This is a genomic window from Mycobacterium sp. (genome assembly GCF_025933915.1).
Classification (GTDB): domain Bacteria; phylum Actinomycetota; class Actinomycetes; order Mycobacteriales; family Mycobacteriaceae; genus Mycobacterium.
Genome location: NZ_JAICZA010000023.1, coordinates 31084 through 43921, shown reverse-complemented (window position 1 = coordinate 43921; position 12838 = coordinate 31084). Strand labels below are relative to the sequence as shown.

Below are 12838 nucleotides of genomic sequence, written 5' to 3'. Positions count from 1 at the left end.
TCACAGCGCCACTCCTCCTCATCGCTACGCTCTGCATCGTCGCCGGCGGTCACGAACGGGCGATCTCCACCATTTCGAAGTCGGCTTTCGCCGCGCCACAGTCCGGGCAGCTCCAGTCCTCCGCGATGTCGTCCCACCGGGTTCCGGGGGCGATGCCGTCTTCGGGCCAGCCCTTGGCCTCGTCGTATTCGAATCCGCACTGCACGCAGATGAAGAGTTTGAACGGGGCTTGGTTCATCGGTTCACTCCTATCCAATTACGCTGTGGAAATCGACCTTCTCGCGCACCGCACAATCGGGGCAGCACCAGTCGTCGGGAATGTCATCGAAGGGTGTGCCCGGCCGGAAGCCTTCCCGCGGAGCGCCTTTCGTCTCGTCGTAGGTGTAGTCGCAGCCGGGGCAGCGGTACACGGTCATGCCCGTACCTCCTGGACCCCGTAGTGCGCCCACAGCTTCTCGCGCAGCCGCGGCGCGACGTTGACCCGGGTGATATCGCCGTCGTAGTGCGCCAGCACCCGGTGGTCCATCACCTTGCGCCACAGCGGCGGGAAGTAGGTGAGCGAGATCATCGACGCGTACCCGCTGGGCAGGTTGGGCGAGCCGTCCAGGCTACGCAGCGTCTGATAGCGCCGGGTCGGGTTGGCGTGGTGATCGCTGTGCCGCTGCAGGTGGTACAGGAACAGGTTGGTCACCACGTGGTCGGAGTTCCAGCTGTGCGCCGGGGTGCACCGCTCGTAGCGGCCGCTCGAGTTCTGCTGTCGCAGCAGGCCGTAATGCTCCAGGTAGTTGACCGACTCGAGCAGGCTGAAGCCGAAGACCGCCTGGATGATCACGAACGGGATCAGCGCCGGCCCGAACACCGCGATCAGGATCCCCCACAACAGCAGCGATATGGCCCAGGCGTTGAGCACGTCGTTGGACGGGTACGTGGCGGGATTCCAGGGATTCTTGTCCAGCCGGCGAATCCGCTGCGCTTCCAGCCGCAGTGACGAGCGCAGGCTTCCGAAGACGCTGCGCGGCAAGAACTCCCAGAAGGTTTCCCCGAAGCGCGACGACGCGGGGTCCTCCGGGGTGGCCACCCGCACGTGGTGACCGCGGTTGTGCTCGATGTAGAAGTGGCCGTAGCAGGTCTGCGCGAGGGTGAGCTTGGACAGCCAGCGCTCCAGCGAGTCCTTCTTGTGGCCCATCTCGTGCGCGGTATTGATGCCGACGCCACCGAGCACACCGACCGAGAGCGCGAGGCCCAGCTTGCCGGCCCAGCCCAGCCCCCCGTCAAAGCCGAGCCAGTGCAGGTTCGACGCGGTGAACAGGTAGGCGCCGAGAACCACGCTGAGGTATTGAAACGGGATGTAGACGTAGGTGCAGTAGCGGTAGTACCTGTCGTTCTCCAGCTGCTCCATCACCTCGGCGGGCGGGTTTTGCCCGTCGGGCCCGAAACGCAGGTCCAAGATCGGCAGCAGGACCCAGAGCAGGAGGGGCCCGATCCACAGCGGCACCTGGGCGGCGGCATGCCAGCCAAGCCGGTTCAACCCCCAGATGAGCGGCAGCATCACGAACAGCGCCGTCGGGGCGATCAGGCCCATCAGCCACAGGCGACGCTTCTTGTCCCGCCAGGCGGGGGCATCGGTTCCCTGGTTTACCTGCGGTTCGAGTGTCGTCATATGCCAAACCTCCTTGTGAGTCACACCACGTTCAGGTTGGACAATACCGAGGTTTGCGTCTTCTGTCTAGACAAACGATGCTATTTTGTAAAGCCGCTGGGTGTTACGGCACCGGGCTGTGGGGATCGGCCTCGAGCGAGGCGTTGCGCACGGGCTCCACCGATTCCCGGCCGCCCTGCACCGAATGCCGGTAGCCGTAGCCGGCGTAGATCGCCGTGCCGACCACCAGCCAGACGCCGAATCGCACCCAGGTGAGCGCGGTGAGGTTGAGCATCAGCCACAGGCACGCGGCGATCGAGGCGATCGGAAGGACCGGCACCCACGGCGCCTTGAAGCCGCGCTTGAGGTCCGGCCTGGTCCGGCGCAGGACGATCACGCCGGCGGAGACCAGGACGAAGGCGAACAGCGTCCCGACGTTGACCATCTCCTCGAGCTTGGTGATGGGGAACACCGACGCGGTCACGGCCACCACCAGGGCGACCACCACGGTGATCCGCACCGGGGTTCCCCGCGCGCCGGTCTTGGCCAGCGACCGCGGCAACAGCCCGTCGCGCGCCATCGCGAACAGCACCCGGCACTGGCCGAGCATCAACACCATCACGACCGTGGTCAATCCCGCCAGCGCGCCGATCGAGATGATCTTGCTGGCCCAGTGAATGCCGTTCGCGGTGAAGGCCGTCGCCAGGTTCGCCTGGCCACGGCCCGGAACCGTTTTGAGTTCCGTGTAGGACACCATGCCGGAAAGCACGATCGCGACCGCGACGTAGAGCACGGTCACGATGCCCAGCGATGCCAGGATCCCGCGGGGGACGTCGCGCTGCGGATTCTTGGTCTCCTCGGCCATGGTGGCCACGATGTCGAACCCGATGAACGCGAAGAAGACGATGGATGCCCCCGCCAACAGGCCGTACCAGCCGTAGTGGCTGCTGTGCGCGCCGGTCAGCAACGACAGGACCGACTGGTCGATGCCGTTGGCCTCGTGACTCGCCTCCGGCTTGGGGATGAACGGCGAGTAGTTGGCCCGCTTGATGTAGAAGGCGCCGACCACCACGACGAACAGCACGACCGACACCTTGATCGCGGTGACCACCGCGGAGAACCTCGACGACAACTTGGTGCCCAACGCGATCAGCGTCGCCACCCCCGCGACGATCACCAGCGCGCCCCAGTCCACCTGGGCCGAACCGAATCCGACTGTGCCACCGGCAAACCCGAACACCGTACCCAGATAGCTCGACCAGCCCTTGGCCACCACGGCGGCACCGATCGCCAATTCCAGCAGCAGGTTCCAGCCGATGATCCAGGCCAGGAACTCCCCGAAGGTCGCGTAGGAGAAGGTGTAGGCGCTACCGGCCACCGGCAGCGTCGAGGCGAACTCGGCGTAACACAACGCCGCCAGCGCGCAGGTTCCCGCCGCGATCACGAACGACACCCAGATGGCCGGACCGGTGATGTCGCCGGTCGTCGAGGCGGTGACGGTGAAGATGCCGGCGCCGATCACCACCGCAACGCCTAAAACGACCAGGTCCCACCAGGTAAGCTCCTTGCGCAGCTTGGTGTCCGGATCGTCGGTGTCGGCGATCGATTGTTCGACCGACTTCGTGCGCCATCGATTGGCCATGCAACCGCCCTTTCCCAACGCTGGGAGCCATTGGTCCGACACAGTACTGGGTACTCTCCGCGGATGCCGGACAGCAAAGCCAGAACGAGGAACCACGCGCTGGTCATCGGGGGGAGCATTGCCGGGCTGTGCGCCGCGCGGGTGCTTTCGGACGCGTATTCGCGGGTGACGGTCTACGAGCGCGACGAGTTGCCGGCCGCCCCGGCGAACCGGGCGGCGGTTCCCCAGGACCGCCACCTGCACATGTTGATGGCGCGCGGGGCGATCGAATTCGAGAACCTGTTTCCCGGCCTGCTCGACGACATGGTCGACGCCGGCGTGCCCAAGCTGGAGAATCGGCCCGACTGCATCCATCTGGGCGCCGCGGGCCACGTTCTCGGGACGGGCCACACCCTGCGCGACGAATTCACCGCCTACGTGCCCAGCCGCCCGCATCTGGAATGGCAGTTGCGCAAACGCGTTCATGGCCTCGACAACGTCACGATCGTGCGGCGCTCGGTGGCCGAGCCGCGGTTCGACCGCGCGCGGCAACGGGTGATCGGTGCACTGGTGGATCCGGCCGGCCCCGACGACGGGGAGCCGGAATTCATCGCCGCCGACCTCGTCGTCGACGCGGCGGGCCGGGGCACCCGGCTGCCGGTGTGGTTGACGCAGTGGGGTTTTGCGCGGCCGGTCGAACAGGCCGTCGACATCGGCATCAATTACGCCACCCAGCAGTTCCGTATCCCCGACGGGCTGATCGCGGAGAAGGTGGTGGTCGCCGGAGCCTCCCATGACGAGTCACTGGGGCTGGGCATGCTGTGCTACGAGGACGGCACCTGGGTCCTCACCACCTTCGGCGTGGCCAACGTCAAACCCCCGAGGACATTCCCCGAGATGCTGGCCCTGGCCGAGCAACTCCTTCCCGCCCACTTCACCGCGGCGCTGGCGCACGCCGAGCCGTTCGGCGATCCGTCGTTCCACGCCTTTCCGGCCAGCAGGTGGCGCCGCTACGACAAGCTGGACCGCTTCCCGGACGGCATCATCGCCTTCGGCGACGCGGTGGCCAGCTTCAACCCCACGTTCGGGCAGGGCATGACGATGACCTCCCTGCAGGCCGATCACCTGCGCCGCGCGCTGCAAGGCCCCGACGATCGACTGGCCACGACGCTCAACCGGGCCACCGCCAAGAGCACCTTCCCGGTGTGGGCGATGAACGCCGTCGGCGACGTCACCTTCCACCACGCCGGCACGAAGGGACCGATTCCCTGGTGGTGGCGGCCCTCCGGTGCGCTGTTCGACCAATTCCTGGGGGCCGCCGAGACCGAACCCGTTCTGGCGGAATGGTTTTTGCGCAGGTTCTCGCTGCTGGACAGCCTCTATATGGTTCCGCCGCCGCGGATCATCGGGCGGGCCATCGCACACAACGCGCGGCTGTGGCTGGGCGAGCGACGCCGGGCCCCTACAGCCCTATCGTCGCCCTGAACAGCTTGCTGGGCTCGTGCGCGACCAGCCGGATCGGCGCGTCGTCGGCCGCCACCCAGGCGGCCATCCCCCGCTTCAGCGTCAGCGAGCCGGATTTGCCGTGCACCGTCGTGGAGCCCTGGATGCACAACAGGATCTGCGGTCCGTCGTGGCTGCACGTCGCGTCCACCTCGTGGCCGACGTACTCGTCTTCCAGGTCCAGCAGCGCGACGGCGAACTCCTCGGCCGGTGTCTCATAGATCAGGCCGAAGCCCTCGCGGCGGATGTGCGGCCGCAACTGCTCCTCGGTGGTGGGGGCGAAGTCCAGCACCCGCAGCAGCTCGGGCACGTCGACGTGCTTGGGGGTCAGGCCACCCCGTAACACGTTGTCGGAGTTGGCCATCACCTCCACCGCAAAACCCCGCAGATAGGTGTGCAGATTGCCGGCCGACACGAAGATGGCCTCACCCGGGGCCAGGCTGACGCGGTTGAGCAGCAACGCCGCCAGCACCCCGGCGTCGCCGGGATAGCGTTCGCCGAGCTCGAGCACCGTCTTGGCCTCGGCCGCGAATTCGGTTGCCCCCGAACTGAGGTACGCGATCGCGCCGTCCAGCACGGCGGGCACCAGCACGTCGATGTCGGGCTGCGGGGCGGTGATCCACGTGGTGAACAGCGCGCGCAGACCGTCGGCGTCGGACTGGTCGTTCAGCAGGTCGATGAAGGGGTCGAGGTCGGAGACGGCCAGGGCCCGCAACAGCTCGACGGTGCGCGACGCCGGGCGGAAGCCGGCCAACGCCTCGAACGGGTGCAGCGCCACCAGCAACTCCGGCTTGTGCGAGGTGTCGCGGTAGTTGCGCACCGGTGAGTTCAGGGGGATGCCGACCCGCTCCTCGCGCAGGTAACCCTCGGCCGCCTGCGCCGCGCTCGGGTGCGCCTGCAACGACAGCGGCTCGTCGGCGGCCAGCACCTTGACCAAGAACGGCAGCACGTCGCCGAACCGGGCCCGCGAGCCCGGCCCGAGCTGACCCTCCGGGTCGGCGTCCAGCGCTTCGAGCAAGGTGATTTCACCGTTGTCGGTTTCCAGCCAGGCCGGATCACCCGGATGGGCGCCGAACCAGAGCTCCGCCTCCGGATGCGCCGCCGGCACCGCACGCTCGGTGAACTCGGCGATGTCGGTACGCGAACCCCACGCGTACGTTCTCAAGGCCCCGCGAAGCAGTTCCACTGTTCTAGTTATCCCCGCACCAGTCGCATGTAAACCGCGGCCATCTCCAGCCGGACGGCTAATACTGCCAGCTGCTGCTCGGCGCGCCCGGGGCCCCCCAGCGCTGGCGAAACACCCGAGCCGGCCGAACCGCCCGGTCCGTCGGGCACATCCTCGGCGGCGAGCACGTACACGTCATCGAGCCCGGCCGTGCGGGCGGCCACCGTCGTTTGCTCGGACGCCAAGACGACTACCAGCACCCGCAACCGCGGGGGCAGCGGCCCGTCGAGCTCTTCGTCGTGGAACAGGGCGGCGTCTGGATCCTCGAAGCCGTGCGGCGCCGCAGCGCGCAGGGCGACTACCGCGTCGGCCAGCCCGGTGGCCGGGGTCACCTGGTTCGCGACCCGCAGCAGCACCGAACTGCCGTGCCGAGCCAGCGCCAGCGTCGCCGCACCGTCGCCGGCCAGCGCCACCTGGCGATCGGCGATCCGCGCGGCCAGCAGCTTGGCCGGATTGGTGAACAGCTCGCGGGCGGCGCTGTTGCGCAGCGCCTCGGCGTCGAGCTCGTCGGCGAGCAACCCCAGGTCGATGCTGGGCCGCGGGTCCACGGCGTGCATCACCGCCAGCCCGGCGGCCAGGTACCGGCACAATCCGAATTCGTCGGGAACCCCCAGCCGGGGCGCCAGCACCGCAACCCGGCCGGCGGTGGAATCCCGTAGCGGGCCCTCGTAGGGCGCCGCCACCACCACCCGCGCACCGCGGCGCACCCCGGTCGCGGCGGCAGCGACCAACGCGGGTTCGCCGGGATCGTCGCCGGCGACGATCAGCACGTCCAGCGGGCCCACCCACGGGGGCGCCTCGGCGGCCAGCGTGAACGGTTGGGACGCCACCGAACCCATCGTCGAGGCCAGCATCGCCCCGGCGGCCTCGGCGGTACCCCGGCCGGCCACCCAGATCACGCTGCGCGGACGGTCCTCCGCGCGCAGCGGATCCAGCGCACCCTCCTCGACCGCGGTGGCGACGGCGCGCACCTGCGCGCCGGCCGACGACGCCGCGCGCAGCAGGCCGTCGCGGTCCGCGGTCAGCAGGCCCTCGGTGTCTTCGAGATCGATCGCCCGGGTGGCGTTCACGGAGCGGCTTTCGCGCGTGACGTCTGCGCAGCGATCTCAGTGCTGACCTGGGCGACCACCACGCCGACATCCTCGGCCGTGCGGCCCTCCACGTTGAGCCGCAGCAACGGCTCGGTATTCGAGCTCCGCAGGTTGAACCAGCTGCCGTCGCCCAGGTCCACCGTCACCCCGTCCACGTGGTCGAGGGAGTGAATCCGGGTGCCGAACGACCTCAACACCGCTTCCGTGCACTGCGCGGCGTCGGCCACCGTGAAGTTGATCTCGCCGGAGGATTCGTAGCGCTGGTAGTCCGCCGTCAGCTCCGACAGCGGGCGGTCCTGCTCGCCGAGCGCGGCCAGCACGTACAGCGCCGCCAGCATCCCGGAGTCGGCGCCCCAGAAGTCGCGGAAGTAGTAGTGCGCCGAATGTTCGCCGCCGAAGATCGCGCCGGTGTCGGCCATCAGCGCCTTGATATAGGAGTGCCCCACCCGGGACCGCAGCGGCGTACCGCCGCGCTCGGCGACCAGCTCCGGCACCGCGCGCGAGGTGATCACGTTGTGGATGATCGTCGCGCCGATCTCGCGGCCCAGTTCGCGGGCCGCGACCAGGCTGGTCACGGTCGACGGCGACACGGGGTTGCCGCGTTCGTCGACGACGAAGCAGCGATCGGCGTCGCCGTCGAAGGCCAGCCCGATATCGGCGCCGGTCTCGCGCACGAACGCCTGCAGGTCCACCAGGTTGGCGGGTTCGAGCGGGTTGGCCTCGTGATTGGGAAATGCGCCGTCGAGCTCGAAGTACAACGGCAACAACGCGATCGAGTCGATCGGGCCGAGCACCGCGGGCGTGGTCAGACCGGCCATGCCGTTGCCGGCGTCCACGGCCACCCGCAAAGGGCGCAGCCCGGAGGTGTCCACCAGGGAGCGCAGGTACTGCCCATAGTCGTCCAGCACGTCGCGATCGGTGACCGTTCCGGGTTGCCCGTCGTAGCCCTCAGAGACCTCGATGCCGGCGATCACGTCGTCGGCGATGACGCGCAGCCCCGTCTCGGCGCCGACCGGTTTGGCCCCCGCCCGGCACAGCTTGATCCCGTTGTAGGCGGCCGGATTGTGGCTCGCGGTGAACATCGCGCCGGGGCAGTCCAGCGACCCGGAGGCGAAGTAGAGCTGATCGGTGGAGGCCAAGCCGATTCGCACGACGTCAAGGCCCTGACCGGTGACACCGGCCGCGAAGGCGGCGGCCAGCGTGGGCGAGCTGTCGCGCATGTCGTGGCCGATCACGACTTGGCGGGCACCCTCGGCGCGCATCAGTCCGGCGAAGGCCGCGCCCAGGTCGGCGACCAGCGACTGGTCGAGCTCTTCGCCGACTAGACCACGCACGTCGTATGCCTTGACGACACGGTGGACAGTCGCGGCGGGCCGAGACATGCGGGACTCCTGACGACGTGAACTCTTGGCCGTCAGCCTATCGGGCCAAAGAGAACACGAGCCCCCACGGTGCGCGCGGATTTGCCGAACGCCGGTGCGCGCGGCCCGTGGAGTTCGCGAGCCGCGGCGGAGCGGGGCGACCCGGGTCGCCACCATCAGGGCTAGTCGGTCGGATCGGGCAACACGCGCAGATGTCCGCGGCGCCGTCCGGAACGATGCTCGGGCGGGGCGAGCAGGCTGCTGCTGGGCGCGGTGGCCTGCGATCCACCGTGATGGATGTGCGGATCGGCGAAGCCGCTCACGGGCGTTCCGGCGCCGCCGTACGGGCCGTGATCTCCCGAACCGCCTTCGCGAACCGCGTCGGCAAGGGCGACCAGGTCGTCCTCGTCAGGGTGGGTGGGCTCAGAAACGAGGGGACCGGCATGGCGCACCAGCTCCCATCCGCGGGGCGCGGTGATGCGGCCGGCATGGTTGACGCACAAATCCCAGGAATGCGGTTCCCGAGCGGTCGCCAGCGGGCCGACGACTGCCGTCGAGTCCGAATAGACGAACGTTAGGGTCGCCACGGCGTAGTGCGGGCACCCGGGCCGGCAACAGCGACGGGGAACGTTCACGTTCGAAAGGCTATCGTGCACAAACGCCGCCGAAGCGCCGGACACGCGCAACTCCTCGGCCGCTGATGTGCAACCGTTACCATCGGGCTCGTGGGCGATTCGCGCAGTTCCCCGCGAAGAGAGCGGTTATCGGACGGATCGGCTCCGCGCCAGCCGGTCCCCCATCGACTCTTCCGCAGGGGGCGCGAGATGCGCGGCTCCCTGCTGCCGCCCAGTGTTCCGGGGTGGCGCAGCCGTGCCGAGCGGTTCGACATGGCGGTGCTAGAGGCCTACGAACCCATCGAGCGCAACTGGCAGGACCGGCTGACCGACCTCGACGTGGCGGTCGACGAAATCCCGCGCATCGCGGCCAAAGATCCGGACAGTGTGCAGTGGCCACCCGAGGTGATCGCCGACGGACCGATCCCCCTGGCCCGTTTGATCCCGGCCGGTGTCGACATCCGCGGCAACTCCACGCGGGCACGAATTGTCCTGTTCCGCAAGCCAATTGAGCGAAGGGTCAAGGACACCGACGAACTCGGCGACTTGCTGCACGAAATTTTGGTGGCCCAAGTCGCCATCTACCTCGACGTTGAACCGTCAGTCATCGATCCGATGATCGACGACGAATAACTACGGTGCGGCGCGAAGCGCCACGTGGCGACTGTTCAGATTATGCCGCGCTTGAGGCGGCGGCGCTCGCGTTCGGAGAGACCGCCCCAGATGCCGAAGCGCTCGTCATGCTCGAGGGCGTACTCGAGGCACTCGTGGCGCACCTCGCAGCCCAGGCAGATCTTCTTGGCCTCGCGGGTGGAACCACCCTTTTCCGGGAAGAAGGCTTCGGGGTCGGTTTGGGCGCACAGCGCTCGGTCCTGCCATTGGTCGGCGACGGGCGCCGGCAACGGCTCGGACTCGAATACGCTTGGCGCATCAGGAACCACGGTCAGGTGCGGCCGAGCGGGGCGGTCCAGTGCCGGGTCGATATCGGTGTGCGGCGTGCTCGCCATGGCGCTTCGAAAAGTGTCGTAAGACATACGGTCGTCCGCCTCCTCAGCTTGATTGAGAGAGAGTGTTTGGTTTCCCACTGTTCTGATGTACAGACAATTCGAACAAGTGATCGAATCTCGGTCTGCGACACCGGAGTCGGCCGGCCAACCGGGAAATGACACTGTTGTGATTAGACACGGGTTGATCTGCCGGGTCAAGCACTTTGGCGCATTTCCATACCATCTCGTGATCGAATTTCGGCGTTTCTGTTGTATTGAGCCGTCGGCGTGTCGATCACATAGCTCACTTCTCCCCCACGAGCTTCCCCACAAGCGGTGGGGAACCTCAACTTTGAGGCCGCCCCGACGGGCCCGCCACGGCGCTGTCGGCGGGCAGTACTGTCGTGCTCTGTGAGGCTCAAGTGAAGGTCACCGTTCTGGTCGGTGGGGTTGGCGGCGCCCGCTTCCTGCTGGGGGTTCAACAGTTGTTCGGGCTGGGTCAATTTCACACGCAACGGCGCCCAGACACGGAAGCCGGCAGTCACGAGCTGACGGCGATCGTCAACATTGGCGATGACGCCTGGATCCACGGACTGCGAGTCTGCCCCGATTTGGACACCTGCATGTACACCTTAGGTGGAGGTGTCGACCCGGAGCGAGGGTGGGGGCACCGCGACGAAACCTGGCACGCCAAAGAGGAATTGGCGCGCTACGGGGTGCAGCCGGACTGGTTCGGACTCGGCGACCGTGACCTGGGCACCCACCTGGTGCGCACCCAAATGCTGAACGCCGGCTACCCGCTGTCACAGATCACCACGGCGTTGTGCGACCGCTGGCAGCCGGGCGCGCGGCTGCTGCCCGTCACCGATAACCGCTGCGAGACACACGTGGTGATAACCGATCCCGACGATGGCAGTCGGCGGGCCATCCACTTCCAGGAGTGGTGGGTGCGCTACCGGGCCCAGGTGCCCACCCACAGCTTCGCTTTCGTCGGCGCCGAAAAGGCAGCCGCCGCAACTGAAGCCATAGCGGCCATCGCGGACGCCGACGTCATCCTGCTGGCGCCGTCTAATCCGGTCGTCAGCCTCGGCGCTATCCTGGCCGTTCCCGGCATCCGCGGCGCGCTGCGGGCGGCGAAGGCCCCGGTCGTCGGCTACTCGCCGATCATCGCTGGAAAGCCGTTGCGCGGCATGGCCGATACCTGCCTGTCCGTGATCGGGGTCGAGTCCACCGCCGAGGCCGTCGGGCGCCACTACGGCGCGCGGCGGGGCACCGGCATCCTGGATTGCTGGCTGGTCAGCGAGGGCGATGGGGCCGACATCGACGGGGTGGCGGTGCGCGCGGTGCCGCTGGTGATGACCGACCCCGAGGCGACGGCCGAGATGGTCAGGGCCGGGCTGGACCTTGCGGGGGTGGCGCCATGACTCACTCGCCTTCACCCGGCGAACACGGCACCGCCGCCGCGATCGAGATCCTGCCCGTCGCCGGGCTGCCCGAATTCCGGCCCGGCGACGATTTGGGCGCGGCCATCGCCGCGGCCGCACCGTGGCTGCGCGACGGCGACGTCGTGGTGGTCACCAGCAAGGCGGTGTCCAAATGCGAGGGCCGGCTGGTGCCGGCGCCCCGGGATCCCGAGGAGCGCGATCGACTGCGGCGCAAGCTGGTCGACGACGAAGCCGTTCGCGTGCTGGCCCGCAAAGGCCGCACCTTGATCACCGAGAACCGGATCGGGCTGGTGCAGGCCGCCGCGGGCGTGGACGGATCCAACGTCGGCCGCGACGAGCTGGCGTTGCTGCCCGTCGACCCGGACGGCAGCGCCGCGACGCTGCGCGCGGGGCTGCGCGAGCGGCTCGGGGTCGAGGTCGCCGTGGTCATCACCGACACCATGGGCCGCGCCTGGCGCAACGGCCAGACCGACGCGGCGGTGGGCGCCGCGGGTCTGGCTGTGCTGCATGGCTATTCGGGGGCGATCGACCAACACGGCAACGAGTTGCTGGTCACCGAGGTCGCGGTCGCCGACGAGATCGCCGCCGCCGCCGATCTGGTCAAGGGCAAATTGACCGCGATGCCGGTGGCGGTGGTGCGCGGCCTGGCCGTGAGCGACGACGGCTCGACGGCGCGGCACTTGGTGCGGCCCGGCACCGAAGACCTGTTCTGGCTCGGCACCGCCGAGGCCGTCGACCTGGGCCGCCGCCAGGCGCAGCTGTTGCGGCGCTCGGTGCGCCGGTTCAGCGCCGAGCCGGTGCCCGCGGATCTCGTGGAGGCGGCCGTCGCCGAGGCGCTGACCGCACCGGCCCCCCACCACACCCGCCCGGTGCGGTTCGTCTGGCTGCGGACCCCAGCCACCCGGACCCGGCTGCTGGACCGGATGAAGGACAAGTGGCGCGCCGACCTCGCCGGCGACGGCCGGGCGGCCGACTCCGTCGAGCGGCGGGTGGCGCGCGGCCAGCTCCTCTACGACGCGCCCGAAGTCGTCATCCCGATGCTGGTTCCGGACGGCGCCCACGCCTATCCCGATGCCGCCCGCACCGGCGCCGAGCACACCATGTTCACCGTCGCGGTCGGCGCGGCCGTGCAGGCCCTGCTGGTCGCGTTGGCGGTGCGCGGGCTGGGCAGCTGCTGGATCGGCTCGACGATTTTCGCCGCCGACCTGGTGCGCGCCGAGCTCGAGCTGCCCGCCGACTGGGAGCCGTTGGGCGCCATCGCCATCGGCTATGCCGCCGACCCCACCGGCCCGCGCGACGCCGCGGACGCCGGGGATCTCCTGATCCGCAGGTGAGCCGGAGTTTTCCGAGATA

Annotated in this window: 13 protein-coding genes; 4 read left to right on the top strand and 9 right to left on the bottom strand. The window is 68.7% G+C overall.

What is annotated here, in order from left to right; translation table 11 throughout:
• Positions 1 to 49 precede the first annotated feature (49 nt).
• From Q0W90_RS05955 to Q0W90_RS05940, 4 genes are all read right to left on the bottom strand, one after another.
• On the bottom strand, positions 50 to 238 hold the full coding sequence (locus tag Q0W90_RS05955; protein WP_297601171.1) for a rubredoxin: 189 nt from the start codon (positions 236 to 238) through the stop codon (positions 50 to 52).
• 10 nt (positions 239 to 248) lie between these two features.
• Positions 249 to 416, bottom strand: coding sequence for a rubredoxin (locus Q0W90_RS05950; protein ID WP_297601168.1), 168 nt, complete (start codon positions 414 to 416; stop codon positions 249 to 251).
• On the bottom strand, positions 413 to 1660 hold the full coding sequence (locus Q0W90_RS05945) for an alkane 1-monooxygenase (RefSeq protein WP_297773601.1): 1248 nt from the start codon (positions 1658 to 1660) through the stop codon (positions 413 to 415). Before Q0W90_RS05945 ends, Q0W90_RS05950 begins: the two co-directional genes overlap by 4 nt.
• Positions 1661 to 1763: 103 nt before the next feature.
• Positions 1764 to 3281 carry an amino acid permease gene (locus Q0W90_RS05940; protein ID WP_297773598.1) on the bottom strand — a complete coding sequence of 506 codons (1518 nt, stop codon included), beginning with the start codon at positions 3279 to 3281 and terminating at the stop codon, positions 1764 to 1766.
• Positions 3282 to 3380: 99 nt separating this feature from the next.
• Between Q0W90_RS05940 and Q0W90_RS05935 the strand changes: the two genes are divergently transcribed.
• Complete coding sequence (locus tag Q0W90_RS05935) at positions 3381 to 4745, top strand: oxidoreductase (RefSeq protein WP_297601177.1); 1365 nt, start codon at positions 3381 to 3383, stop codon at positions 4743 to 4745.
• Here Q0W90_RS05935 and manA read toward each other — a convergent pair.
• The 4 genes from manA to Q0W90_RS05915 form a co-directional block, all read right to left on the bottom strand.
• On the bottom strand, positions 4723 to 5949 hold the full coding sequence (gene manA / locus Q0W90_RS05930) for a mannose-6-phosphate isomerase, class I (protein ID WP_297601160.1): 1227 nt from the start codon (positions 5947 to 5949) through the stop codon (positions 4723 to 4725). The genes Q0W90_RS05935 and manA overlap by 23 nt on opposite strands.
• An 8-nt stretch (positions 5950 to 5957) precedes the next feature.
• Positions 5958 to 7058: a TobH protein gene (locus tag Q0W90_RS05925; protein ID WP_297697337.1), complete on the bottom strand. Its 1101-nt coding sequence runs from the start codon at positions 7056 to 7058 to the stop codon at positions 5958 to 5960.
• On the bottom strand, positions 7055 to 8461 hold the full coding sequence (locus tag Q0W90_RS05920; protein WP_297773593.1) for a phosphomannomutase/phosphoglucomutase: 1407 nt from the start codon (positions 8459 to 8461) through the stop codon (positions 7055 to 7057). Before Q0W90_RS05920 ends, Q0W90_RS05925 begins: the two co-directional genes overlap by 4 nt.
• Before the next feature lie 161 nt (positions 8462 to 8622).
• The gene (locus tag Q0W90_RS05915) at positions 8623 to 9075 is read right to left on the bottom strand and encodes a DUF3499 domain-containing protein (protein ID WP_297598539.1); all 453 of its coding nucleotides are present in this window, start codon (positions 9073 to 9075) and stop codon (positions 8623 to 8625) included.
• A gap of 189 nt (positions 9076 to 9264) precedes the next feature.
• Here Q0W90_RS05915 and Q0W90_RS05910 point away from each other — a divergent pair, with 189 nt between their 5' ends.
• A complete protein-coding gene (locus Q0W90_RS05910; protein WP_297598537.1) occupies positions 9265 to 9687 on the top strand; it encodes a metallopeptidase family protein in 423 nt (140 codons plus the stop codon).
• Between the two features lie 35 nt (positions 9688 to 9722).
• Here Q0W90_RS05910 and Q0W90_RS05905 read toward each other — a convergent pair whose 3' ends face one another.
• On the bottom strand, positions 9723 to 10061 hold the full coding sequence (locus Q0W90_RS05905; protein ID WP_363319584.1) for a WhiB family transcriptional regulator: 339 nt from the start codon (positions 10059 to 10061) through the stop codon (positions 9723 to 9725).
• Positions 10062 to 10462: 401 nt separating this feature from the next.
• On the opposite strand from Q0W90_RS05905, the gene cofD reads away from it, so the two are divergent.
• Together cofD and Q0W90_RS05895 are read left to right on the top strand one after the other, a co-directional pair.
• Positions 10463 to 11464, top strand: a complete 1002-nt coding sequence (cofD, locus tag Q0W90_RS05900; RefSeq protein ID WP_297773590.1) for a 2-phospho-L-lactate transferase — start codon at positions 10463 to 10465, stop codon at positions 11462 to 11464.
• Entirely contained in the window at positions 11461 to 12819 is a 1359-nt protein-coding gene (locus Q0W90_RS05895) for a coenzyme F420-0:L-glutamate ligase (protein WP_297773587.1), read from the top strand. The genes cofD and Q0W90_RS05895 overlap by 4 nt, the downstream gene beginning before the upstream one ends.
• Positions 12820 to 12838: the final 19 nt, after the last annotated feature.